The sequence below is a fragment of the Plantibacter sp. Leaf314 genome, from assembly GCF_001423185.1.
GTDB lineage: Bacteria > Actinomycetota > Actinomycetes > Actinomycetales > Microbacteriaceae > Plantibacter.
Map to the genome: position 1 here is coordinate 2628763 of NZ_LMOB01000001.1, position 25153 is coordinate 2653915.

The 25153-nt window shown below is 70.0% G+C and carries 19 protein-coding genes; 9 read left to right on the forward strand and 10 right to left on the reverse strand.

Features of this window, described 5'->3' with window-relative positions; all coding sequences use genetic code 11:
* Positions 1-255: 255 nt before the first annotated feature.
* The 5 genes from ASF68_RS12405 (at position 256) to ASF68_RS12425 (ending at position 11803) form a co-directional block, all read left to right on the forward strand.
* Positions 256-4104 (forward strand): hypothetical protein, encoded by a 3849-nt coding sequence (locus ASF68_RS12405; RefSeq protein WP_056010715.1) that lies wholly within the window; start codon positions 256-258, stop codon positions 4102-4104.
* A gap of 103 nt (positions 4105-4207) precedes the next feature.
* Complete coding sequence (locus ASF68_RS12410) at positions 4208-4633, forward strand: hypothetical protein (RefSeq protein ID WP_056010718.1); 426 nt, start codon at positions 4208-4210, stop codon at positions 4631-4633.
* Between the two features lie 205 nt (positions 4634-4838).
* Positions 4839-6803: an Ig-like domain-containing protein gene (locus tag ASF68_RS12415; RefSeq protein ID WP_056010721.1), complete on the forward strand. Its 1965-nt coding sequence runs from the start codon at positions 4839-4841 to the stop codon at positions 6801-6803.
* 121 nt (positions 6804-6924) lie between these two features.
* Positions 6925-7923, forward strand: coding sequence for a DNA-3-methyladenine glycosylase (locus tag ASF68_RS12420; protein WP_235522688.1), 999 nt, complete (start codon positions 6925-6927; stop codon positions 7921-7923).
* A gap of 124 nt (positions 7924-8047) precedes the next feature.
* Positions 8048-11803 carry a bifunctional proline dehydrogenase/L-glutamate gamma-semialdehyde dehydrogenase gene (locus ASF68_RS12425; RefSeq protein WP_056010723.1) on the forward strand — a complete coding sequence of 1252 codons (3756 nt, stop codon included), beginning with the start codon at positions 8048-8050 and terminating at the stop codon, positions 11801-11803.
* Between the two features lie 20 nt (positions 11804-11823).
* On the opposite strand, the gene ASF68_RS12430 is transcribed toward ASF68_RS12425, so the two are convergent.
* Positions 11824-12180: a GntR family transcriptional regulator gene (locus ASF68_RS12430; RefSeq protein WP_056010726.1), complete on the reverse strand. Its 357-nt coding sequence runs from the start codon at positions 12178-12180 to the stop codon at positions 11824-11826.
* A complete protein-coding gene (locus ASF68_RS12435; RefSeq protein WP_056010729.1) occupies positions 12180-12617 on the reverse strand; it encodes an Lrp/AsnC family transcriptional regulator in 438 nt (145 codons plus the stop codon). The genes ASF68_RS12430 and ASF68_RS12435 overlap by 1 nt, the downstream gene beginning before the upstream one ends.
* A 163-nt stretch (positions 12618-12780) precedes the next feature.
* Between ASF68_RS12435 and ddaH the strand changes: the two genes are divergently transcribed.
* From ddaH to ASF68_RS12445, 3 genes are all read left to right on the forward strand, one after another.
* Positions 12781-13662, forward strand: coding sequence for a dimethylargininase (gene ddaH, locus ASF68_RS12440; protein WP_350223931.1), 882 nt, complete (start codon positions 12781-12783; stop codon positions 13660-13662).
* A gap of 138 nt (positions 13663-13800) precedes the next feature.
* Positions 13801-14034, forward strand: coding sequence for a hypothetical protein (locus ASF68_RS18790; RefSeq protein ID WP_157580350.1), 234 nt, complete (start codon positions 13801-13803; stop codon positions 14032-14034).
* Positions 14035-14147: 113 nt separating this feature from the next.
* Entirely contained in the window at positions 14148-14906 is a 759-nt protein-coding gene (locus ASF68_RS12445) for a polyprenol monophosphomannose synthase (protein ID WP_157580048.1), read from the forward strand.
* A 9-nt stretch (positions 14907-14915) separates the two neighbouring features.
* Here the strand turns inward: ASF68_RS12445 and ASF68_RS12450 are convergent, their stop codons facing one another.
* From ASF68_RS12450 to ASF68_RS12485, 8 genes are all read right to left on the reverse strand, one after another.
* The gene (locus ASF68_RS12450) at positions 14916-15584 is read right to left on the reverse strand and encodes an NAD(P)-dependent oxidoreductase (RefSeq protein ID WP_056010731.1); all 669 of its coding nucleotides are present in this window, start codon (positions 15582-15584) and stop codon (positions 14916-14918) included.
* Between the two features lie 236 nt (positions 15585-15820).
* On the reverse strand, positions 15821-17161 hold the full coding sequence (locus ASF68_RS12455) for an alpha-hydroxy acid oxidase (protein WP_082498604.1): 1341 nt from the start codon (positions 17159-17161) through the stop codon (positions 15821-15823).
* Complete coding sequence (locus ASF68_RS12460; RefSeq protein ID WP_082456205.1) at positions 17154-17972, reverse strand: FadR/GntR family transcriptional regulator; 819 nt, start codon at positions 17970-17972, stop codon at positions 17154-17156. Before ASF68_RS12460 ends, ASF68_RS12455 begins: the two co-directional genes overlap by 8 nt.
* Positions 17973-18084: 112 nt before the next feature.
* Entirely contained in the window at positions 18085-19017 is a 933-nt protein-coding gene (locus tag ASF68_RS12465; RefSeq protein WP_056010734.1) for a 2-hydroxyacid dehydrogenase, read from the reverse strand.
* Positions 19018-19026: 9 nt separating this feature from the next.
* A complete protein-coding gene (locus ASF68_RS12470; RefSeq protein WP_056010737.1) occupies positions 19027-20514 on the reverse strand; it encodes a rhamnulokinase family protein in 1488 nt (495 codons plus the stop codon).
* A complete protein-coding gene (locus ASF68_RS12475; RefSeq protein WP_056010739.1) occupies positions 20511-22550 on the reverse strand; it encodes a bifunctional rhamnulose-1-phosphate aldolase/short-chain dehydrogenase in 2040 nt (679 codons plus the stop codon). The genes ASF68_RS12470 and ASF68_RS12475 overlap by 4 nt, the downstream gene beginning before the upstream one ends.
* 184 nt (positions 22551-22734) lie before the next feature.
* Positions 22735-23493: a DeoR/GlpR family DNA-binding transcription regulator gene (locus ASF68_RS12480; protein WP_056010743.1), complete on the reverse strand. Its 759-nt coding sequence runs from the start codon at positions 23491-23493 to the stop codon at positions 22735-22737.
* Positions 23494-23562: 69 nt separating this feature from the next.
* The gene (locus ASF68_RS12485; protein ID WP_056010746.1) at positions 23563-24162 is read right to left on the reverse strand and encodes a TetR/AcrR family transcriptional regulator; all 600 of its coding nucleotides are present in this window, start codon (positions 24160-24162) and stop codon (positions 23563-23565) included.
* A gap of 128 nt (positions 24163-24290) precedes the next feature.
* Between ASF68_RS12485 and ASF68_RS12490 the strand changes: the two genes are divergently transcribed.
* A complete protein-coding gene (locus ASF68_RS12490) occupies positions 24291-25124 on the forward strand; it encodes an alpha/beta fold hydrolase (RefSeq protein ID WP_056010749.1) in 834 nt (277 codons plus the stop codon).
* Positions 25125-25153: the final 29 nt, after the last annotated feature.

Sequence of the window (25153 nt, forward strand, 5' to 3'; positions counted from 1 at the left end):
AGTGCGCCCACCCCACCCCGGTCACTGAGCACCCCATCTCGGTCACTGAGCTTGTCGAAGTGCCCCCGCCATCCTCGCTCGCTGGCCGGACCACCCCACCCCGAATACCACACTCATGTTATACATCCTAAAATATCTGTTACGATCAAAGGTGTTCGGCTCCCGAACACCTCCCCAGCTACGACGCCCGGCTCGACCCGAAGATCGAGTCGGTCTCCGCCGTAGCGCCTGCTCACGAAAGGAAGCTTCCTCCCTATGAAGCTCAAGAAAACGCTGTCGGCCTTCGGCCTGATAGCCATCACGGCGTCGGGGGTCCTCACCGGCCCGGCCGCCGCAAGCGCGGTCTCGCCCGAGGTCGCCGCCGCGGACACCGCTGCAGCCCGGCTCACAGGCAAGTTCACGGTGGCCGACGCCGGAAATGACCTCTACAGCCCGGTCCAACCGATCGCGGGTTCGACGCTGAAGGCCACCGGCCGCTACACGCTCCAGGAGGCGATGGCCCGATCAGCGACCCTGACCATCCCGGCCGTGGGTACCTCGGGAAAGATTCAGGTCGCGGACCGGTGCCTGCCAGGCGGCCCCGCCACGAAGGTCGTCGTGTTGGTCAGCTGCGACTTGGCAGTGACCGACGGTTTGAGCGTGGATGCTGACGGAACGATCCGCAACGCTGCAGGCGTGCCGTTCAACGCGGCGGGCGAAGGCTTCTTCATGTGGAAGCAGGTCGAGAACTGGCACACCCAAACACTCCTGGCCATGAGTCAGATGGCTCCCGTGGAGGAGCCCGCAGCGTCCATCAGTTCGCCGACGCTGCAGCCTGGCGCGTCTGCTCAGGTCACGGCGACGTTCAACGCCGCCGCAGGCGGACAGCGGATCGACATCGACCACCCCGCCGGCACGAAGATCACCGCGGTCGCCAACTCGGCGTTCACCCTGAACAGCCTGGGCATGACCGGCACGCTGCCGAGCGGCACGACCTCCGTCACCTTCACGCTGACGGCAGATCAGGACGCGCCGATCGGCACCGCCCTCGGTGGTCAGATCGCCTACGGCGCGAACCGCACGAAGCTCGCCGACTTCACGGCCAACATCGAAGCCCCACCGGTCGCACCGGCGGTGGAGATCGACTCCGTCACCGTGCAGCAGGGCGATTCGGTCGATGTCGACGTCGAGTTCAACGAGTCGGTGTCCGGTCAGGTCGACATCATCCTGCCGCAGGGTCTCGCCCCGACAGGGGCGGCGCCGTCCGGCTTCGCCTGGAATCCGAGCATCAAGGGCTTCCGGGGAACGGTCACGGACGCCAACCGTGTGTTCACGATGGACCTGACCGCAGCCGCCGATGCGGCGGTCGGGACCTTCAACGGTGCCGTGCGCGGTTCGGGTCTCGAGCAGGGATGGTCCGCGACGATCACGGCGGCCCCGGTCGCTCCTGCGGTGACGATCGAGTCCGTTAACGTCCAGCAGGGCCAGTCGGTGGGTGTCGACGTCGAGTTCAACGCGTCGGTGTCCGGCCAGGTCGAGATCGTCGTACCGGCAGGCCTCGCCCCGACCGGCAACGCGCCCGCCGGGTTCACCTGGTTGCCGAGCATCAACGGATTCAGTGGCACCGTCACGAACGCCAACCGGGCGTTCACGATGAACCTGACCGCCGCTGCCGATGCCGCGGTGGGCACCTTCGACGGAGTCGTGCGCGGCGCTGGGCTGAACCAGCCCTGGTCCGCGACGATCACGGCGGCCCCGGTCGCTCCTGCGGTGACGGTCGAGTCCGTCACTGTGCAGCAGGGCCAGTCGGTTGGTGTCGACGTCGAATTCAACGCGACGGCTTCAGGGCTGACCGACATCCTCCTGCCCCAGGGTCTCGCCCCGACCGGGGCGGCGCCGACCGGGTTCACGTGGATGCCGGGTATCGGCGGCTTCCGCGGAACGGTCTCGGACGCCAACCGGGTGTTCACGATGAACCTGACCGCCGCTGCCGATGCCGCGGTGGGCACCTTCGACGGTGTCGTGCGCGGTTCACACCTCGAGCAGCCCTGGTCCGCGACCATCACTGCGGCCCCGATCCCGCCTGCGGTGACGATCCCGACGCCGACGTTGCGTCAGGGACAGTCGGTTCAGGTCGAGGCGACGTTCAACACTGCTGCGGGTGGGAAGCGGATCGATGTCTACCACCCCGCTGGTACGAAGATCACGGCTGTCCAGAACTCGGCGTTCAAGATCGACGCGCTGGGCATGGGCGGGACGTTGCCAGTCGGCACGACGTCGCTGAAGTTCACCCTGACCGCGAACACGGACGCGCCGATCGGTGCGGCCACGGGCGGCAAGGTCACCTACGGTTCGGGCCACACGAAGATCGCGGACTTCACCGCGATGATCGAAGCGACGCCGATCGATCCTGCGGTGACGATCAAGTCCGTCACCGTGCAGCAGGGTGAATCGGTCGACGTGCCGGTCACCTTCAACGCCGGAGTGAACGGCCTGGTCGGGATCATCGTTCCGCAGGGACTCTCACCGGTCGGAAACGCTCCTGCCGGGTTCTTCTGGTCCGAGGGTGTGCACGGCTTCACCGGCACGGTCACCGATGCGAACCGGGCGATCACCTTGCACCTGGCGGCGGCGCCTGACGCCGCCGTGGGCACCTTCGACGGTGTCGTGACCGGTGGTGGCCTCGTCGACGTGCCGTGGTCCGCCACGATCACGGCGAGTACGCCCATCCCCGATGAGCCGATCGTGCTCGTGTCGCCGGAGATCGGTGCCGTGCTCGAGCCCGGTGCTCCGGTGTTCTCCGGAACCGGCCAGGCGGGTGCGAAGATCCAGGTCTACAGCGCTTCGCAGCAGCTGATGGGCGAGACCGAGGTCGAGTCGGATGGAACGTGGTCGCTCACGTGGAGCTCCTCGCTGACCCCGGGTCACTACTCGGGCGGCACCGTCCGGCAGTACGTCGGCGACAAGCCCTACACGAGCGTGCCCTACGACTTCACGGTCAAGGCCGCCGAGGTCGCACCACTCGTCGTGACCTCGCCGCAGATCGGTGAGACGATCGAGGAGGCCACGCCGGTGTTCACCGGGACGGCGCAGCCTGGCGCACGGGTGGAGATCCGTGGCGGCTGGGGTGACCTGCTCGGCAGTGTCGACAGCGTCGCCTCCAACGGTCAGTGGAGTATCACCTGGAACAAGACGGTGGTGCCTGGCCGCTACGCGGGTGGCACGGTGAAGCAGTTCGTCGACGGTGTGGAGCGTGGCAAGTTCGTCTACGACTTCACCGTCGAGTCCGCCGAGGTCGCGCCGCTGGTCGTGACGGCGCCGAAGGTCGGTGCGACGATCGAGGAGACGAAGCCGGTGTTCACCGGGACCGCGCAGCCTGGCGCGAAGGTCGAGATCCGTGGCGCGTCGGGGAGCCTCCTCGGCAGTGTCGACAGCGTCGCGAGCAACGGGCAGTGGAGCATCACCTGGAACAAGACGGTGGTGCCTGGCCACTACTCGGGCGGCACGGTGAAGCAGTTCGTCGGTGGTGTCGAGCGTGGCAAGTTCGTCTACGACTTCACGATCGGCAACACGACCGTCGCACCGCTCCTGGTGACCTCGCCGAAGGTCGGCGAGACGACCCACGAGACCACGCCGGTGTTCACCGGTTCGGCACAGCCGGGGGCGAAGGTCGAGATCCGTGGCGCGTCCGGCACGATCCTCGGCAGTGTCGAGAGCGTTGCGAGCAACGGGCAGTGGAGCATCACCTGGAACAAGACCGTGTTGCCCGCCCGCTACTCGGGCGGCACGGTGAAGCAGTTCGTGAACGGTGAGGAGCGCGGGAAGTTCATCTACGACTTCACCATCGTCCCGTCCCAGCTCGTGGTGAGCTCGCCGAAGATCGGCGAGACGATATCGGGCACCCGTCCGGTGTTCACCGGAACCGCAATCCCGAACGCGGAGATCCAGATCCGTGGGGCGTGGGGGACCGACCTCGGGCACACGGCGGCGAACGAGCACGGTGAGTGGACGATCACCTGGCCGAGCGACTACAAGCCTGCCCGCTACTCGGGCGGCACGGTGACGGAGTCCGTGAACGGCAAGGTCATCGGCTCGTTCACCTACGACTTCATCCTCACGAAGTAGTCCGTAGCACCACTCCAGCACCACCCCTGCAGCAACCCTGTCTGTCGGCCGGTACCCCCGGCCGGCAGACAGGGTCCCGAACCTCCCGAAAGGACATCAACTCATGAAGAAGTTCCCCATCTTCGCTGCTGCGGCGTTCATCGCCCTCGGCCTCGCCGGCTGTACGGCCACCGAGTCCACCGGGCCGACGGAGAGCAGCCCCTCCGCCTCCGCTGAAGCCGGTTCCGACTACGTGGTCCCCGAGATCGACGGCACCTGTGTCGACGGCACCGCCACCATCGCCGAAGACAGCTCGAACATCACGCTCGAGGGCGACTGCGAGAACGTCGTCGTCGAAGGCTCGAACAGCATGGTCACCGTCACCGGGACCGTCTCGAGCCTCACGTTCAACAGCTCCATCTCGCTCGTGACCGTGGCCGACGTGGCGAACGTCACGTTCAGCGAGGGCGCCAACGGCAACAAGGTCGTCACCCCGTCTGTCCCCGCCGTCACCGACGGCGGTCAGGACAACCTCGTCGCGGCCGAATAGCCCGACGCCACTGCAGCCGCCGATCCCAGACGCCGGGGATCGGCGGTTGTCGCGTACCTGGGGGGGTGAGTTTTCCACAGATCGGAGATACCCCACACCTGACCAACTGGTATATCTGTAGGCTCACGGAGTTCAGCTGAACACTCTTGCGTGCATCGACGGCACCCCTGCCGATGCACAGATCCGTGAAAGGTCCACTCCGCCTATGAAACGCCTCGCCCCCTTATCCGCCATCGGGCTCGTCGGTGTCCTCGCCGCCGGCCTGGTGGGTGCCCCGGCCTCAGCGACCACGCCCGACGTCGCCACACCCGACAGCAGTGTCACCGCGTCGATCTCCGGCCGGTTCGTCGGACAGATGCGTGCCGGCGGTGTCGGCGCGTACTTCGCCGTGACTTCGTCCGGGAACACCTCGAACCCGACGCCGGCATCGGTCCACACCTCCGTAGGCGAAGCGCTCGCCGCTGCCACGGAATGGACCTTCCCCGAACTCGACGGCGTCGGCCCGATCCGGGGTGTCGTGAACGGGTGGGAGCGCTGCCTCGAGCCCAACCCCGAGCAGCGGTACAAGTACGTGTACCCGGCGACCTGCAACGGTTCGCTCGCCCAGGAGTGGGCATGGCAGGACATCGAAACCTCCGAGCTGTCCGGCTCCGGTCTGGTGTCCAGCGGCGGACAGGGCGGGTTCCTGCGACAGTTCGCCGGCATGCTGGCCGTCGGCGGCATCGGCATCCCCTCGGAGGGAGCGGTGATCCTTCCGGACGGACACGCCCCCCAGCCCGTCTTCGAACCGCTCGTCCTCACCGCACCGGCTGTCGGTTCCACCGTCCGCATCCCCCAGCCCACGTTCACCGGCACGGGCCACCCTGGTTCGGCGATCGAGGTCATCGAGGCTCGTGGCGGTGTCATCGCCTCCGGCGTCGTGAACCCGCAGGGGTCGTGGACCGCTCCGGTGTCGGTGGCACTGGCCGCCGGCGCGCACGCCGGCACTGTCCGGCAGGTGGCCGACGACACGACGGTGCCCTGGTCGCTCACCTACGCCGCGGTCCGCGCGATCACGGTGGAGTCACCGGCGCTGGACAGCACGGTCGAGGTCGATCGCCCGATCTTCTCCGGTCGCGGAGAGCCCGGCGCTGCCATCACGATCCTCGACGACCGTGACGGCGTCACCCTCGTCGACACGACGGTCACCAGCTCCGGCACGTGGGAGCAGCAGTCGCTCCGCGCCCTGGAGGAGCGCGACTACGTCGCGACCGCGACGCAGCTGTTCGAGCAGCAGCGCACCACGGCACCGGTGCGCTTCACCTACCGCGAACCCACGCCGGAACCGGGTCCGGTGGTCGACGTGACCCTCGAATCGCCCGCCATCGGTGCCGTCATCACCACGCCGGTCCCGGTCTTCACCGGGCGTGGCGAGCCCGGCGCCACGGTGCGGGTCATCGGCTCCTGGAACTCCGAGCTCGGCAACGGCCTCGTCACGAAGGAGGGCACCTGGCGCGTCGAGTGGAACAAGTCGATCACCCCGGGCACCTACCGTGGCGGTCGCGTCGTGCAGGAGATCTCGGGCGTCGAGCAGTCCCGAGTGCCCTACGACTTCGTCATGCGCCCCGGTGCAGGAGCCGCGCCGCTCGTCGTGACCTCGCCGAAGATCGGTGGCGCGCTGCTCGGTCCCGTCCCCGTGTTCACCGGTACCGCTCAGCCCGGTGCGCGAGTCGAGATCCGCACCCAGTGGGGACGCGTCGCCGGTTCGGTCGACCGGGTCGACAGCACCGGAACCTGGTCGATCACCTGGGACCAGTCGCTCCTCCCCGCCCGATACGTGGGTGGCACCGTCAAGCAGTACATCGAGGGTGTCCAGGCCGGAAGCGTCACGTACGACTTCACGATCGCCAAGCCGCTCGTGGTGACCTCCCCGACGGTCGGCGAGACGATCTCGGGCACCCGGCCGGAGTTCACCGGCACGGCGACGCCCGGCTCGACCATCTCGATCGTGGGCGCTTGGGGCACCGACCTCGGTTCCGACGTCGTCCGTCCCGACGGGACCTGGAGCATCCTGTGGCCGACCGACTACAAGCCCGGGCGGTACGCGGGCGGGCACGTCAAACAGGCGGTGAACGGGACGGTCGTCGATCAGTTCGCGTACGACTTCATCCTCCACGGCAGCAGCCACTAGCCGTCGACCACTCACGCCCGGGTGGCGACGCGGCACCGGTTCCCTTCGGTCCGCGTCCGCCACCCGGGCGTCGTCGTGCGGTGCGCTCGGATGTCGGTGGTCACCACGTAGGGTGAGCGGCATGTCAGCAGTCGCACCATCCATCCAGCAGGCCCCGCGACCCTCGGCGCCGCCGCTGGCCAGCGTGCCGAGCGAGGGGGCGACGACGTCGACGAGCGTGCGGACGGTGTACCGGCCGACCGGGCCACTGGATGTCCACGCGACGCTGCGCCTGATGTCCCGCGGTGGCGATGGCCCCTGCTACCGGAAGACCCCCGGCGGTGTCTGGTTGACGGCGCGCACACCCCAGGGTGGGGCGACCCTGTACGTGTCGGCCATGCGTGACGGCGAGGTCGAGGCGACGGCCTGGGGACCCGGCGCCGAGTGGATGATCGACGGCGTGCCCGAGCTCCTCGGTCGCGACGACGACTGGAGCGGGCTCGACGTCAGCCGAAGCCCACTGCTGACGGAGGTGCTCCGCCGGAACCCGGGCATGCGCCTCAGCCGGAACCGGCTCGTGTTCGAGATGCTCGTGCCGTCGATCATGGAGCAGAAGGTCACCGCGATGGAGGCCTGGCGGGCGTGGCGGCAGCTCGTGCGGCGGCACGGCGAACCCGCACCGGGCCCGGCGCCCGAGGGCATGATCGTCGCGCCGGCGGCCGACACCTGGCGCATGATCCCGAGCTGGGAGTGGCACGAGGCCGGGGTCGGGCCGCAGCGCTCCGAAACGGTGGTGCGGTCTTCCCGTCTCGCGAGCGCGATCGAGCGGACGGTCGACGAGCACCCGGACGACGCCTCCCGGCGGCTGCGCAGCCTCCCCGGCATCGGGGTGTGGACGGCCGCAGAGGTGACCCTCCGCGCGCACGGCGACCCGGACGCGGTGAGCGTCGGCGACTACCATCTGGCGGCGTCCGTCGGTCAGGCCCTCACCGGGGCGCCGGTCGACGACGACGGCATGCTCGAACTCCTCTCGCCGTGGAACGGGCAGCGGCAGCGAGTGCTCCGGCTCATCGGCCGGAGCGGGATCCACAAGCCGCGCCGAGGGCCGAAGATCACGATCCAGGACCACCGCCGACACTGAGCGATCGGGCGTCGCTCCGTCCGGCTCGGGGACCGGGATGGGAGCGGGACCGGGGCTGCCACACGCGCACGACCCCTCGCGAGCCTCGAGAGGGAACGCCGGATCCGCGAATAGGCTGAGCGGCATGGCGAACGAAGCGTACGAGGATCCCACCGAGACGGTCGGCCTCGCGGATCGTGCGGTCGCCCTCGCCGCGAAGTGGGTGGACGAGGGGGCGAAGGAGCCCGTGGACCCGGCGGCCGCTCGGCTCGCCGGCGTGCTGCGCGATCCCAATGGACTGGAGTTCACCGTCGGCTTCGTCGACGGGGTCATGCGACCGGAGGACGGCTTCGTGGCCGGTAACGCCCTCGCGGCCCTCGCCTCCCGGACGCCGAGCTTCCTCCCCTGGTACGAGCAGGCCGCCATCCGCACCGGCGGCCTCGTCGGGCCGGTCCTGCCGTGGGTCGTCGTCCCGGCTTCCCGTCGAGTGCTGCGCGGCATGGTCGGCCACCTGATCGTCGACAGCCGACCGCGTGAACTCGGTGCGGCCATCGCGAAGTTGCGGGCCGACGGCTCTCGACTCAACCTGAACCTCCTGGGTGAAGCCGTCCTCGGCGAGGGGGAGGCCGCCAGGCGACTGGCCGGGACCCGCGAACTCCTGCAGCGGCCCGACGTCGACTACGTGTCGATCAAGGTGTCGTCCATCGCCAGCCAACTCTCCATGTGGTCGTTCGAGCAGGTCGTCGACCGCATCGTCCGCCGCCTGGTCCCGCTGTACGAGGAGGGCCTCGCGACCGGCACCTTCATCAACCTCGACATGGAGGAGTACCGCGACCTCGACCTGACCATCGCGGTCTTCACCCGTCTCCTCGACCACCCGCAGCTGCTCCGGTTCGAGGCCGGCATCGTCATCCAGGCGTACCTCCCGGACGCCCTCGAGGCCATGATGCAGCTCACCGCCTGGTCCAAGCAGCGCGTGGCCGCCGGTGGTGCGCCCATCAAGGTCCGCCTGGTGAAGGGCGCGAACCTCGCGATGGAGCGCGTCGACGCGGCGATCCACGGGTGGCCGCTCGCGACGACCGCCTCCAAGCGGGAGACCGACACCAACTACAAGCGCGTCCTCGACTGGGCGCTCACCCCCGCGCGCACCGACGTCGTCCGGGTCGGCGTCGCCGGCCACAACCTCTTCGACATCGCCTACGCCTGGCTACTGGCGGGCGACCGCGGCGTGCGCGACCGGGTCGACTTCGAGATGCTCCTCGGGATGGCCACCGGCCAGGTCGAGGCCATCAAGCGCGACGTCGGCGCAGTGCTCCTCTACACGCCGGTCGTGAACCCGAAGGAGTTCGACGTCGCGATCTCGTACCTCGTCCGGCGGCTGGAGGAGAACGCGAGCGAGGAGAACTTCATGTCGGCGGTGTTCGATCTCGCCGAGAAGCCGACCCTCTTCGCGCGGGAGCGTCGTCGCTTCCTGGCCTCGGTCGAAGCGCTGCACGAGGCCCCCGGACTCGTGCCGACCCCCAACCGGACGCAGGACCGATCCCAGGAGGCCGTCGAGCCCGTCCGCGACGACAGCGAGCCCGATGAACGGTTCCGCGACCCCGCCCAGGACTCGGACGCCGGCCTCACCCAGCAGGTCCTCGGCCTGGATCGCGGATCGGACCGCGAGGATCGGTTCCGCACGGAGTCGTCGAGCTACGTCGAGACCGCGGTCTTCTCCCGCTCGGAGCGCGGTGGCATCGTCGACGGCGCACCCGGTTTCGAGAACACCGCCGACACCGACCCGTCCCTCGCGGCGAACCGCGCCTGGGGTGCGGCCATCCTCGCCCGGGTGCCGGCGTCGACCCTGGGGAACACCGCGGTCGCCGCCGCGGCCCTCACCGACGAACGCGTCCTCGAGCGCACGATCACGATGGTGCAGGCCGCCGGTTCCCGCTGGGGTGCCCGTCCGGCCGCCGAGCGGGCGGCCGTCCTGCACGCTGCCGGGCGCGTTCTCGCCTCCCGCCGAGCCGAGCTCATCGAGGTCATGGCCAGCGAGACGGGCAAGACGATCGCCGAGGCAGACCCGGAGGTGAGCGAGGCGGTCGACTTCGCCCACTACTACGCCAGCACGGCGCCGGAACTCGAGCGGGTGCGCGGCGCACGCTTCGTTCCCTCCCGACTCACCGTCGTGACGCCGCCCTGGAACTTCCCCGTCGCCATCCCGGCGGGCGGTGTCCTCGCGGCACTGGCGTCCGGCAGTGGCGTCATCATCAAGCCCGCCCCACAGGCCAAGCGTTGTGCGGCGGTCGTCGTCGAGGCCCTCTGGGACGCCGGTGTCCCGCGGGACCTGCTCGTCCTCGCCGACGTCGAGGAGGGGGAGCTGGGTCGTCGACTCGTCTCGCACCCGGCCGTCGACCGAGTCATCCTCACGGGGGCGTACGAGACCGCCCGGCTGTTCCGCAGCTGGCGTGCGGACCTCCCGCTCCTGGCCGAGACGAGCGGCAAGAACGCCATCATCGTCACGCCGAGCGCCGACCTCGACCTCGCGGTCGCCGACATCGTGAAGAGCGCGTTCGGGCACGCCGGTCAGAAGTGCTCTGCCGCGTCCCTCGTGATCCTCGTCGGGTCCGTCGGCCGCTCCGACCGCTTCCTCCGGCAGCTGGAGGACGCCGTCCGTTCCCTCCGCGTCGGCTGGCCGTCCGACGCCCGCACGCAGATGGGTCCGATCATCGAGCCGGCGGGGGACAAGCTCCGCTCGGGACTCACGGAACTGCGCCTCGGTGAGAAGTGGCTCGTGGAGCCGAAGCTGCTGGACGACTCCTCGGTCAACTTCGGCGCACCGAGCGAGCGTCTGTGGTCGCCGGGGGTGCGCACGGGGGTCCAGCCCGGCTCGCCGTTCCACCTGACCGAGTACTTCGGCCCGGTGCTCGGTGTCATGCGCGCGGCGACCCTGAGCGAGGCGATCACCCTCCAGAACGCGACGCCGTACGGCTTGACCGCCGGACTGCACACCTTCGATCCCGCGGACCTCGACGAGTGGCTCGACACGGTCGAGGCGGGCAACCTCTACGTCAACCGTGGGATCACGGGTGCGATCGTCCAGCGGCAACCGTTCGGCGGCTGGAAGCGTTCCTCCGTCGGCACCGGTGCGAAGCCCGGCGGGCCGAACGCCCTGTTCGGGCTCGGCGACTGGCAGCCCGATCCCGGTTCCGCGAGCCAGAGTCTGCATCTCCGCGGGCTCGACACCCGCATCGTCAAGCTCATCGAGGCGGCGCAGCCGTCCCTCACCTACGAGGCCTTCGACGTCCTGCGGCGCTCGGCGCTCAGCGACGCCGTGGCGTGGGGGAACGAGTTCGGCGAGGTCACCGACGTCTCGCAGCTCGGCGTGGAGCGGAACCTCCTCCGATACCGGCCGGTCGCCGTCTCCGTGCGCGTGGCGGCGGGCGCCGACCTGGGCGACGCGCTCCGGGTGCTCATCGCGGCGGTGCGGTCACGGTCGCGGTTCACCGTGAGCCTCGGAGGGCGCTTGCCCCGTGAGGTCCGCGACTGGTTGTCCGAGCTGAACATCCCGGTCTCCCTCGAGACGGATGCGCAGTGGCTCACCCGCATGGCTGCCCGCGGCTCCATCGACACCGGTGAATCCGGTCAGGAGGCCCCGTTCGCGACCCGGGTGCGGATCGTCGTGCCACGCCCGGAGACCGTCGCGGAAGCCGAGCCCGGCTCGGAGGCCTCGGACTCCGAACCGTTGGCGAAGCGACTCGCGGAGGCGCTCGGCGGCGACCCGGACGTCGCGATCTGGGCGGGGCCGGTCACCCAGGCGGGGCGCGTGGAGCTGCTGCCGTTCCTGCACGAGCAGGCGATCTCGATCACCGCGCACCGGTTCGGCACGCCGGACCCGTGGTCCCACGGCGTCATCTGAGCGAGGAGCGACCGAACGCTTCAGGCCCGCAGGGCTGCGGCGACGAGCTCGAGCGCCTCGTCGGCCGGCACCCCGAGCTCGCGGATGCGGTCCGCGTACGCGGCCGCCGCACGCTGCGCCTGCTGCTCGATCGCGTCGCCGTGCGCCGACACGAACGTGCCCGCGCGGCCTCGGGTCTCGATGACCCCGTCGGCCTCCAGGAGTCGGTACGCCTTCGCGACCGTATTGGGTGCGATGCCCAACTCGTCGGCCAGCCCCCGTACCGTCGGGAGCTTCGCCCCGGTCGGCATCGAGCCTTCGCGCACCCCGTCGATCACCTGCGTCCGCAGCTGCTCGAACACGGCGACCCCGGAGGTCGGTTCGATCCGGAACGGCATCAGTCGACGTGCCGGTGGATGAGGCGGGTGAGGACGATCGCGCTGCGGGTGTGATCGACGTTCGGGGCGATCCGGACCCGCTCCAGGGCGTCCTCGAGGGCGGGGATGTTGCGGGCGCGCATGTGGACGATCGCGTCGGCACTGCCGGTCACGGTGCCGGCGTCGACGACCTCGGGCACCCCGGACAGGATCCGCAGTAGTTCGTTGGGGGAGACCGTGCCGCGGCAGAAGAGTTCGACGTAGGCTTCCGTCTGCATGCCGTCCACCGTGGGGTCGACCTGGATCGTGAACGACTGGATCACGCCGTCGGCCACCAGCCGGTCGACGCGTCGCTTCACCGCGGAAGCCGACAGGCCGACGACCGCGCCGATGTCGCCGTATCCGGCGCGAGAGTTCTGCCGGAGCAGGTCGATGATGCCGCGGTCGAGGTTGTCCATAGGGTCAGTGTAAGCGCAATCATTGCGTGAGAATCTGCCATTTCGCAGCAATCCTGCGCCAAAGTCCGTGAAACCGCTGCGAACTGCGTGCGATGATGAACGTGGCGTGCCTTCGGGCCCCTGGACATCGTCCGCCGTTCCTCGCTCGTATCTGGAGGCCGACGTGTCGTCGACGCTCAACCACCCCACCCCCGCCCCGCAGGATTCCGCCGCTGCGGGTCGCATCGCGAATCGCCGCCGGTACCTCATGTGCCGCCCCGACCGCTTCACGGTCAGCTACCGGATCAACCCCTGGATGAACCCGGACGACCCCACCGACACCTCGCTCGCCGTGTCGCAGTGGGAGCGGCTGCACCAGGCGTACCTCGACCTCGGGCACACGATCGACCTCATCGACCCCATCGACGGCCTGCCCGACATGGTGTTCGCGGCGAACGGCGGGTTCACGCTCGACGGTGTCGCCTACGGTGCCAAGTTCACCTACGACGAGCGCATCCCCGAGGGTCCCGCCTACATGGACTGGTTCGAGGCCAACGGCTTCCGCGTCGAGCGCCCCGAGTTCGTGAACGAGGGCGAGGGCGACATCATGCTCGTCGGCGACACGATCCTCGCGGGGACCGGATTCCGCACCGACCCGCGCAGCCACGACGAGGTGCGACGCATCTTCGACCGAGAGGTCGTCACGCTGAACCTCGTGAACCCGAGTTTCTACCACCTCGACACCGCGATCGCCGTGCTCGACCCGGTGGCCCCCAGCGACGGTTCGCCGGCGAACATCGCCTACCTGCCGACCGCGTTCGACGAGGCGAGCAACCGCATCCTCGAGGAGCGGTACCCGGACGCGATCCACGTGAGCACGGAGGACGCGGCGGTGCTCGGCCTCAACTCCATCTCGAACGGTCGCGAGGTCGTCATCGCCGCTCGCGCCGTCGGGTTCGAGCGCCAGCTGCGGGAGCGCGGCTACCGCCCGATCGGCGTCGACCTGTCCGAGCTCCTGCTCGGTGGTGGCGGCGTGAAGTGCTGCACCCTCGAGCTCCGCGGCTAGCCCTTCGACAGGCTCAGGGACCGGAGTGGGGCTCAGGGACCGGGGTCGGGCGCAGGGCCAGGCTGTCGAGGGGTTGCGGGTCACGCGCGGCACCGCGTATACCTGCTGTGAACGATCGACCGCCGACGGAGGGCACCCATGGACGCCGCAGAACGACGTGACCACGAACGAGACAAGTCGGGACGGACGAGCGCCCTGGGGGACGCGACCGGATTCTGGGTCGTCATCGCCCTCGCGCTCTTCGCGGGCGGCATGTGGTCGTTCGGTGAGGCGTTCCGCAACGAGGCCTTCCAGACGGTGTGGTTCCTCGGCGGCATCCTCATGATCGCGCTCGCACTCTTCGTGCCGGCGCACTTCGCCAGCCGGAACTGACGCTCCGCCGCACGTTCGCCGATGGTTGGCTGAGCGTTCGATCGACCGCCCCGTACCGCCGATACCGTCCTGTCCAGCGCGCTACGCTGACTGAGCAGACACGAGGACGGCACATGGATTCCACGGTGGTCATCATCCCCACCTACAACGAACGCGAGAACCTGGAACGGATCGTCGCGCGCGTCCGCGTCGCCACCCCCGACGTCCAGATCCTCGTGGTCGACGACAACTCACCCGACGGCACCGGCGACATCGCCGATCGCCTCGCCGCAGCCGACACCGCGGTGCACGTGCTCCACCGGACGGGCAAAGAGGGCCTCGGCGCCGCCTACAAGGCCGGCTTCGCCTGGGCGCTCGGGCGCGGGTTCGGCAGCGTGGTCGAGATGGACGCCGACGGTTCGCACGCCCCGGAGCAGTTGCCGTCGCTCCTGGCCGCCGCCGCGACCGCCGACGTCGTCCTCGGATCGCGCTGGGTGCCGGGCGGCTCGGTCGTGAACTGGCCCAAGCACCGCGAGGCCATCTCGCGGGTGGGCAGCGGCTACGCCCGGTTCGCGCTCCGGCTCCCCGCACGCGACGTGACCGGCGGCTACCGCGTGTTCAGTGCGGATGCGCTGCGCAGGCTCCAGCTGGACGAGGTCCACTCCCACGGCTACGGGTTCCAGGTCGACATGCTGTGGCACGCGAACCGGGCGGGACTCAGCATCGTCGAGGTGCCCATCACCTTCACGGAGCGTGCGCTCGGAGCCTCGAAGATGACGGGTGGCATCGTCGTCGAGGCCATGCTGCGCGTCACCTGGTGGGGGATCTGCGAGGCGACCGACCGGGTCATCGGGCGGCACCCCGAGGCGTCACGCGCCACCGCCGGTTCCTGAGTCGGAGCCTCAGACGCGGCTCGGGCCTGAGGAGATCACGGGAGCCGAGCGGATGAGCGTCTCGTCGTCGACCGCGTCGACGAGGTACCCCGCGACGTCGGAGCGGCTGATCCGCACGGAGCTCGGCCAACGGCCGGCGGGCGAGGTCACGACCGGTCGGCGCCGCTCGCTCCCCGACAGCAGGGTCGGCCGCACGATCGTCCAGTCGAGGGCCGAGCTCCGCAGCGAGGCGTCGGCGCGTTCGTGATCGGCGTAGACGGTGCCGAGCCGCAGGAATCGCGTCGTCCATCGCAGCGGGGACGGCACGCTCCGCCGTGACTCCCCGGTGCCGAGTGCGGAGAGCAGCACGATGCGCCGGAGGCCGTGCGAGCGCATGGCGGCGGTGACCGTGTCGATGGCGCTCGTGATGAGGTCCGGCGGGCTCACCTGGCGCGCCCACGGCCAGTCGGAGGTGCCGAGGTTGGTGAGCGCGACCACGACCGCCTGGGTGCCGTGCATGGCCGCCTCGACGTCGTCGATCCGCAACGGTGATCCCTGGGTGATCGTCAGTCGATCGCCCGGGACGACCCGTGTGGGGTCGCGGACGAGCGCGGTCACCGAGTGGCCGGTGCGCAGCGCCTCGGAGATCACGAGTCGACCGGTGCGTCCGCTGCCGCCGATGACGAGGAGGTGGGCCACAGCGCTCCTTCCGGGAGTCGGGCCCGGATGGACGCGGGCGGCTCGGACCGAGGGACGTTCCCATCGTGGACCAGAGCGCGCCGTGCGGCATCGGGGACAACCCGAGACGTGACCAGCGCCGCAGGAGCGCCTCACCACGATGATGCGCATGCCGCCGTGGCGGACGTTCATCCTCCGTCGGAACGAGGAAGCCCCGGACCGTGGTGGTCCGGGGCTTCCTCGTGTCGCTCGGGTGGTCAGGCCTTCGCCGCGGACGCCGGCTTGCGGGCCGGAGCCTTGCGCGGGGCCGGAGCCGCCTTGGGCGCGGCCGGCCGTGACGCGCTCAGCGTCGACTGCTCCGGGAGCGGCTGCAGCGTCGTGAACCGCGAGAGCTGGGTCACGTGGTGCGGCTGCAGCTCCTCGAGCGACGCGACGCCCAGGAGCTTCATCGTGCGCACGATCTCGCCCGAGAGGATCTGGATCGCGCGGTCCACGCCCTCTCGGCCACCCGCCATGAGCCCGTAGAGGTACGCACGGCCGATGAAGGTGAAGCGGGCGCCGAGGGCGACGGACGCGACGATGTCGGCACCGTTCATGATGCCCGTGTCGAGGTGCACCTCGGCGTCCTTGCCGACCTCGCGGACGACGCTCGGCAGCAGGTGGAACGGGATCGGTGCGCGGTCGAGCTGACGACCGCCGTGGTTCGACAGCTGCACGGCGTCGGCGCCGAGGTCGACGGCGAGCTTCGCGTCGGCGACCGACTGGACGCCCTTGACGATCAGCTTGCCCTTCCACTGCTCGCGGATGTACTTGACCTCGTCGGGCCCGACGGTCGGGTCGAACATCGTGTCGATGAGGGCGGCCACCGTGCCGGACCAGCGGTCGAGGCTCGCGAACGCCAACGGCTCGGTCGTGAGGAAGTTGATCCACCAGGCAGGCCGGGGCAGGGCGTCGACGATGGTCTTCGGAGTCAGCGACGGCGGGATCGTCATGCCGTTGCGGACGTCACGCAGGCGAGCGCCACCCACCGGGGTGTCGACCGTCACCACGAGCGTGTCGTACCCGGCCGCGGCTGCGCGGTCGACGAGGGCCATCGACCGCTCGCGCTCGCTCCACATGTAGAGCTGGAACCAGTTGCGGCCGCCGGGAGCCGCCGCCTTCACGTCCTCGATCGACGTCGTGCCCATGGTGGAGAGGGTGAACGGGATGCCGGCCGCCGCGGCCGCCGACGCACCGGCGCGCTCGCCCTCCGTCTGCATCATGCGGGTGAAGCCGGTCGGGGCGATGCCGAACGGGAACGCGACGCGCTCGCCGAGGACGTCCCAGCCGGTGTCGACGTTCGCCACGTTCTTGAGGACGGCCGGGTGGAACTCGATGTCCTGGAAGGCCTGACGGGCACGGGCCAGCGAGATCTCGCCCTCGGCCGCGCCGTCGGTGTAGTCGAACGGGGCCGTCGGCGTGACCTTCTTCGCGATCGTGCGGAGGTCGCTGATGGTCGTCGCCGCGGCGAGACGGCGACGGCGCGCGTTGAACTCGGGCTTCTTGAACTGCATGAGGGGCAGCAGGTCGTGGGGCTTGGGGATGCGGCGTTCAACCATGGGTCTGTTCTTCCTTCTCACGGGAGGGTGCGGGGTTCAGGGCGTCGTAGTAACCGGTGATGTGGGAGCGCACGGACTGACGGGCGAGGTCGGGGTCGGCGGAGCGGATCGCCTCGACGATGCCGCGGTGCTCGGCCCGGAGCCGGTCGGCGGTGGCGGACCAGGACGACAGCTGCGGCACACCGGCGAGGACGTAGCGTTCGATCGAGTCGCGGAGACCGGACATCGTGGCGACGAGGACCTGGTTGCCCTCCGCCTCGGCGAGCGACAGGTGGAACTGGGCGTCGAGCGCGAGGAACTCCGCCTCGGTGAGCGTCGGCTGGTCCATCGCATCGAGGAGCGACTCGGGGTGCTTGAGGTCCGCGGCGCGTTCGCCGGCGCGCGTGGCGAGGCTGTGGACGACGGCGGTCTCGATGACGAGTCGGGTGTCCACGACGTCCTGCACGGCGAACCCCTGAGCGGCGACCTGCAAGCGCATGAGCGTCGCCATGCCGCCGGAGGGCGTCGCGACGATGATCGCGCCGGCGGTGGGGCCGGAACCGGTGTGCGTGCGGATGAGGCCGAGGACCTCGAGGACGCGGATCGCCTCACGGACGCTCGACCGGCCGACGCCGAGGTCGATCGCGAGCTGGCGTTCGCCGGGCAGTCGGTCGCCGGGCTTCAGGACGCCGCTGAGGAGGTCCGACTCGATGCGGGCGAGGACGACCTCCCAGGCGCGGGGCTCGGGACGCGGGGGTGTGGGGGCCGGTGCTGCGGGTGCGGTCGATCCCGGTGCGGCCTCCGTCGTCGGTGCGGGTGCTGCTGCGCTCATCGGTCCTCCTTCGGCACCTCGATGTGGTCAGACCACAAACAATACCTCTTGAACCGATTCAAGGCGAGCCCTGGCGCGAACTTTTCCGCTCCGGGCCCCTCGGGCGGGCCGATCAGGTGCGGAGGACGATGTTCTCGGGTTCCTCGCCGGCCTGCAGGTGCTCGATCTGCCGACGCAACAGCCGCGCCATCCGAGGGAGCATCGCGCTCGTCGCTCCACCGATGTGGGGCGAGACGAGGACGTTCGGCAAGGACCACAGCGGGTGGTCCACCGGCAGTGGTTCGGGATCGGTGACGTCGAGGGCGAGGCGGATCCGGCCGCTGCTCGCGTGCCGGACCAGCGCCTCGGTGTCGGCCACCGGTCCTCGGGCGACGTTCACCACGAGGGCGTCGTCGGGGAGCGCCGAGAGGAACGCGTCGTCCACCAGACCGCGGGTGCCGTCGGTGAGTGGGACGACGACGATGACGATCTCCGCCTGGGGCAGGAGCTCCGGCAGCTCGTCGATGCCGTGGATGGTGCCGCGCTCGTCCTCACGAGCCGTGGAGGCGACGCGGGTCACCTCGACCTCGAACGGCAGGAGCCTCGCCTCGATGGCCGCGCCGACACCGCCGTAGCCGATGAGGAGGACCCGACGGTCCGCGAGGCTCGGACGCTGGCTCTGCAACCACTCGCCCGTCCGCTCGGCGCGCACGAAGTCGGGGAGACCCCGCTGTGAGGCGAGGATCAGGGCCACCGTGAGCTCTGCCGTCGACGCCTCATGCACGGTCGCCGCGTTCGCCAGCACGACGCCCTCGGGGAGGAGGTCCTCCAGGCCGTCGTAGCCGATCGACTGGACCTGCACGAGCTGCGGCGTCACGGCGGCCACGTTCGCGAGCGGCTTGTTCGAACCGAGGTACACAGGCACCACGAGGTCGATGTGTTCCACCGGCGGCTCGGTCCGGAGGTCCCACTCGACGAACTCGACCCCCTCCGGGGCCAGACCCTGCGACAGCACCTCCTCGCGGAGCTCGGCGGGCAGGCTGACGATGAGCGGAGAAGCAGTCATGCTGCGACGCTACCGGGTGACCGCGCCGTGGCCCGAAGACTTGCGCGGCTCGTAGCGGGTCGGTTCGAAGCTCCGCGCGACGAGGGCGCGCAGGGTCTCGAGGTCGCCGTCGATGATCCCGACGGCACGCGCCTGCACGAGCACGTTCCCGAGCGCGGTGGCCTCGACGGGGCCCGCGACGACCGGGATGCCGGCACGGTCGGCCGTCAGCTGGCAGAGGAGCGCGTTCTGGGAACCGCCGCCGACGACGTGGATCGTGCGGACCCGGACGCCCGAGAGCTCGGACGCCGTGTGCACCGCGTCGGCGAACGCCTGCGCGAGGCTCTCGACGATGCACCGGACGAACTCGGCGCGCGACCGCGGCACCGGGGAGCCGTGCTCGACGAGGGCCTCCGCGATGCGGGCCGGCATGTCGCCGGGCGCGAGGAAGCGCGGGTCGTTCGCATCGAACACGGAGACCGCGGTGTCGACGGCGGCCGCCTGGGCGATGAGCCCGGGGAGGTCGATGGTCTCGCCGCCCCGCTCCCAGGTGCGCACCGACTCGCTCAGGAGCCAGAGCCCCATCACGTTGTGGAGGAACCGGGTGCGGCCGTCGACACCGCCCTCGTTCGTGAAGTTCGCGGCCCGGCTCGCCTCGGTGAGCACGGGATGTTCGAGCTCCACGCCGACGAGGCCCCAGGTGCCGCAGGAGATGTATGCGGCGTCCTGGCTCGTCATCGGGACGGCGACGACCGCCGACGCCGTGTCGTGGGAACCGATCGCCGTGACGGGCGTCGAGGACGACAGACCGACCTCGACGGCGACGCCCGGGAGCAGCGTCCCGATGCGATCGCCGGGCTGGACGATGGGCGGCAGGATCGCGGCCGGGATGCCGAGTCTGGCGAGCAACTCCGAGTCCCAGTCGGTCGATCCGCCGGCCCGCACGAGCCCCGTCGTCGACGCGTTGGTGGCCTCGGCGACGCGCGCACCGGTCAGCCAGTGCGCGATGAGGTCCGGGATGAGCAGAGCGGTGTCGGCGACGTCGAGCATGCCGGCGTCGCGCTCCGTCGCCAGCTGGTAGACGGTGTTGAACGGGAGGAACTGGAGCCCGTTGCCCCGGTAGAGCTCGGCGAACGGGACACGCGCGTGCACCGCCTCGACCCCGGCCGCCGTCCGCTCGTCGCGGTAGTGGAACGGAGCGCCGAGCAGCCGCCCCTGCCGCAGGAGCCCGTAGTCCACCGCCCACGAGTCGATGCCGATGCTCGACAGATGCGGTTCCTGCCTCGCCGCCCCCGACAGCCCGGCGACGACCGAGCGGTACAGCTCGAGGATGTTCCAGTGGAGGCCGTCCGGCGTGCGGACCGGGGTGTTGGGGAACCGGGCGACGGGCACGAGGCGGAGCTCGCCCGGACCGACGTGACCGAGCATGACCCGGCCACTCGTCGCCCCGAGGTCGACTGCCGCGACCGTGCCGCTGGAGCCGACGGCGCTCGCCGCACCCGTCGCCGTCGCGCTCATCGCAGGAAGGCCGCGGCGACGCCCGCGTCGACGGGGATGTGCAGACCGGTCGTGTGGCTGAAGTCGCTCGTGCAGATCGCGAAGACCGCGTTCGCCACGTTCTCCGGGACGACCTCGCGCTTGAGGATGGTGCGCTGCGCGTAGAACTTGCCGAGGTCCTGCTCCTCGATGCCGTACGTCTTCGCCCGGTTCGCGCCCCAGCCGGAGGCGAAGATGCCGGAGCCGCGGACGACGCCGTCGGGGTTGATGCCGTTCACCTTCACGCCGAACTCACCGAGCTCGGCGGCGAGGAGACGGACCTGGTGGGCCTGGTCGGCCTTCGTCGCGGAGTACGCGATGTTGTTCGGTCCGGCGAAGACGGAGTTCTTCGACGAGATGTAGACGATGTCGCCGCCGAGCTTCTGGTCGATGAGGACGCGCGCCGCCGCCTTCGAGACGAGGAACGAGCCCTTCGCCATGACGTTGTGCTGCAGATCCCAATCGGCCTCGGTGGTCTCGAGCAGCGACTTCGAGAGCGAGAGGCCGGCGTTGTTGACGACGAGGTCGAGCCCGCCGAAGGCGAGGACCGTCTCCTCGATCGCGGCCTGCACGGCGGCCTCGTTCGAGACGTCGGCGGCGATCCCGATCGCGACGTCGGTCGTGCCGAGTTCCGCCGCGGCCGCCTGGGCCTTCTCGAGGGAGAGGTCGGCGATGGCGACGACCGCGCCCTCGGCGACGAGGCGGGTCGCGATGGCCTTGCCGATGCCGGACGCGGCTCCGGTGACGAGCGCGATGCGGGTGGCGAGCGGCTTCGGCTTCGGCATCCGCTGCAGCTTCGCCTCCTCGAGTGCCCAGTACTCGATCGCGAACTTCTCGGCCTCGTCGATGGGTGCGTAGGTGGAGAGACCCTCCGCGCCGCGCATGACGTTGATGGCGTTGACGTAGAACTCCCCGGCGACGCGCGCGGTCTGCTTGTCCTTGCCGAAGCTGAACATGCCGACACCGGGGACGAGGACGATGAGCGGGTCGGCGCCGCGGATAGCCGGGCTGTCGGACGTGGCGTGACGGTCGTAGTACGCCTGGTAGTCCTCGCGGTACGCCGTGTGCAGCACGCCGAGTCGCTCGACGATCTCTTCGACGCTCGCCGTGGCCGGCAGGTCGACGGTGAGCGGCTTCACCTTGGTGCGGAGGAAGTGGTCGGGGCAGCTCGTGCCGAGCGCGGTGAGGCGGGGGTGCTCCGCCGCGGTGAGGAAGTCGAGGACCTCGGGGCTGTCGGTGAAGTGCCCGACGACGGGGCGGTCGGTGGAGGCCAGCCCGCGGATGGTGGGGGCGATGGCCGCGGCCTTCGCGCGTCGCTCCGCCTCGGGGAGTGCCGCGTAGCCGTCGAGTGCCGGCCCGAACGGTTCGGGACGCGAGTTCGCCTCGATGTAGGCGGCCGCGGTGTCGATGATCCAGAGCGAGTTGGCCTCGGCCTCGTCGGAGGTGTCGCCCCACGCGGTGATGCCGTGGCCGCCGAGAATGGTGCCGATCGCCTCCGGGTGTTCGGCCTTGATGGCCGCGATGTCCAGGCCGAGCTGGAAGCCTGGGCGACGCCACGGGACCCAGACGACCTTGTCGCCGAAGATCGTCGCGGTGAGCTCGGGGCCGTCGGCGGCGGTCGCGATGGCGATGCCGGAGTCGGGGTGGAGGTGGTCGACGTGGGCCGCATCGACGAGGCCGTGCATGGCGGTGTCGATGGAGGGGGCTGCTCCGCCCTTGCCGTGGAGGGTGTAGTCGAACGCTGCGACCATCTCGTCCTCGCGGTCGAGGCCGGGGTAGACGTCCTGGAGGGCGCGCATGCGGTCGAGGCGGAGGACGGCCAGGCCCTCGGGCTTCAGCGTGCCGAGGTCACCGCCGGAGCCCTTCACCCAGAGCAGTTCGACCGGCTCGCCCGTGACGGGGTCGATCTCGGTGCCCTTGGCGGAGGTGTTGCCGCCCGCGTAGTTCGTGTTCTTCGGGTCGCTGCCGAGGCGGTTGCTGCGAGCGATGAGCTCTGCAGCGGTTGGGTTCACGGACATTCGCACTCCTTCGTCGGGGCACGTCCGTGCCCAATGTTCATTCGTGTTAAGTGTCACACGAAGCGACAGGCGACGCAATGGCGGAAGTCCGTTCGCAATTCAGGAACGCTCCGGCGTGTCGCCCCCGGTGTCCGTGGTGTCGCGTGCGGCGCGCCGCAGTCGTCCTGAATTGTGGACGGGGGAGTCAGAGGAGGTCGACGGCGTCGCGGTAGGCGTCGAGGCGAGGGTCGGCCGGGTCCAGCTCGGTGACGAGCAGGTCGACGTCGGCCAGCGCGAAGCCGGTCGCCATCGCCCGCTGGTCGAGCTTCGCGGAGGCGGCGACGAGGATCGTCTCGTCCGAGGCGCGCGCGAAGGCCTGCTTCACCTGCGCCTCCTCGAGGGTGACCTCCGAACTGCCGATCACGGGATCGACCGCCGCAGCGGAGAGGAAGAACCGCCGGTACAGGAGGGATGACGCCGCCTGGCAGGCGATCGGTCCGATGAAGCTGTCGGTTCGCGACTCGGCCTGGCCGCCGACGAGGATCGCGGAGATGTCGCGGTTCGCCGTGGCCAGCAGGAAGTTCGGGTAGGAGTTCGTCGCGACCGTGAGGCGCGAATCGCCGAGCAGGCGGCTGATCCCACCGGCGGTGCTCGACGCGTCGATCGCGATCGCGCCGTCAGTCGGGAGGAGGGCGCGGAGCTTCTCGACGATGATGCCCTTCTCCCGGACGCCCGTCGCAGATCGTTCGGTGAAGGTGCGCGGTCGCAGGGTCGGGATGGCGCCACCGCGGACGCGGCGGACGATGCCGGCCTGTTCGAGGTCGGCGAGGTCCCGGCGGACCGTCATCGACGAGACGTCCAGCTCGGTGGCCGCGTCGTCGAGTCGGATGCTGCCGTCGCGCTCGAGGATCGCGGTCAGGCGGGCGCGTCGCTCCTCGGCGCCGAGCGTCCCCGTCGTTGCCATGTCGTCCCCTATCCGCCGGTGTCGCACGTGTCCGTTCCTGTCCGTCTCAACAGGATGTCACAGCGGGTGTCAGGTGGATGCGTCGATCAGCGTCTCGGCCGCACGGCGGGCCTGCAGGGCCGCCTCGGGGGAACCGGTGATCGCCGCGGTGGTCTGGGCGCCCTCGGCGAGGATCGCGAGTTGAGGTGCGAGCGACGCCGGAGCGCCCGCGTCGGCGACGAGGTCGGCCACGTAGGCCTGGAAGGATGCCTTGTGTTCCCGGGTGATCGTCGCGACGGCCGGCGAGACGCCGCCGAGTTCACCGAAGGTGTTGATGAAGCCGCAGCCACGGAACGAGTCCTCGCTGAACCAGCCGGCCAGGTAGTCGTACACGGCGAGGATGCGGTCGCGCGGGGTGTCGGCGTCGTCGACGAGGGCGCTCACGCCCGTGGTCCAGAGGTGGTGCCGGTGGTCCATCACGGCGAGGACGATGTCCTCCTTGCTCGGGAACTCGGCGTACAGGCGCTTGAGCGAGACGCCCGCTGCGGCGCGCAACTCGTCCATCCCCACGGCCTGGATGCCCTTGGCGTAGTAGAGGCGGTCGGCCGCATCGACGATGGTGTGGCGGACGAGCGCGGTCGCGGCCGGGGCGGGCAGGCGGGCCGCGGTCGTCGTCTGTTCGGTCGTCATCCCCTCAGTGTACTTGCATTGAGAACGATCGTTCCCTATGCTGGTGTCCATCGAGGAGAACGAGCGTTCTCATTCGAGGCGCGGGACCGGGCGATCAGCTCGGGCGCCGAGACGAAAGGAATCGAACCATGTCGTTCATCACCGTCGGAACCGAGAACAGCACCTCCGTGGAGCTCTACGTCGAAGACCACGGCACTGGCCAGCCGGTCGTCCTCATCCATGGCTACCCGCTCGACGGCTCCTCGTGGGAGAAGCAGACCGCCGCGCTCCTCGACGCCGGCTACCGCGTCATCACCTACGACCGCCGCGGCTTCGGCAAGTCCTCGAAGCCCACCGTCGGCTACGACTACGACACCTTCGCGGCCGACCTCAAGGCCGTTGTCGACGGGCTCGATCTGCAGGACGCCGTCCTCGTCGGCTTCTCGATGGGTACTGGCGAGGTCGGCCGCTACCTCGGCACCTACGGCTCCGAGCGGATCGCGAAGGCCGTCTTCCTCGGCTCGCTCGAGCCGTACCTCCTGCAGACCGACGACAACCCGACCGGCGTGCCGCAGGACGTGTTCGACGGACTCCTCGCGGCGGCGACCGACGACCGCTACGCGTTCTTCACGAGCTTCTTCGAGAACTTCTTCAACACCGACGAGAACCTCGGCTCCCGCCTGAGCGAGGAGGCGCTGCGGGCCAACACCCAGCTCGCGTACAACGCCTCGCCGTTCGCCTCGCTCGCCGCGCAGCCCACCTGGCTGACGGACTTCCGGGCCGACGTCGCGAAGATCGACGTGCCCTCGCTGATCGTGCACGGCACGGGCGACCGCGTCCTCCCGATCGACTCGACCGGCCGCGTGTTCGCGAAGGCGCTGCCGTCGGCCGAGTACGTCGAGATCGAAGGCGCACCGCACGGCATGCTGTGGACGCACTACCGCGAGGTCAACGAGCAGCTGCTCGCCTTCCTCGCGAAGTAGCGGCACTGTCGGTTCGCAATTCAGGACCG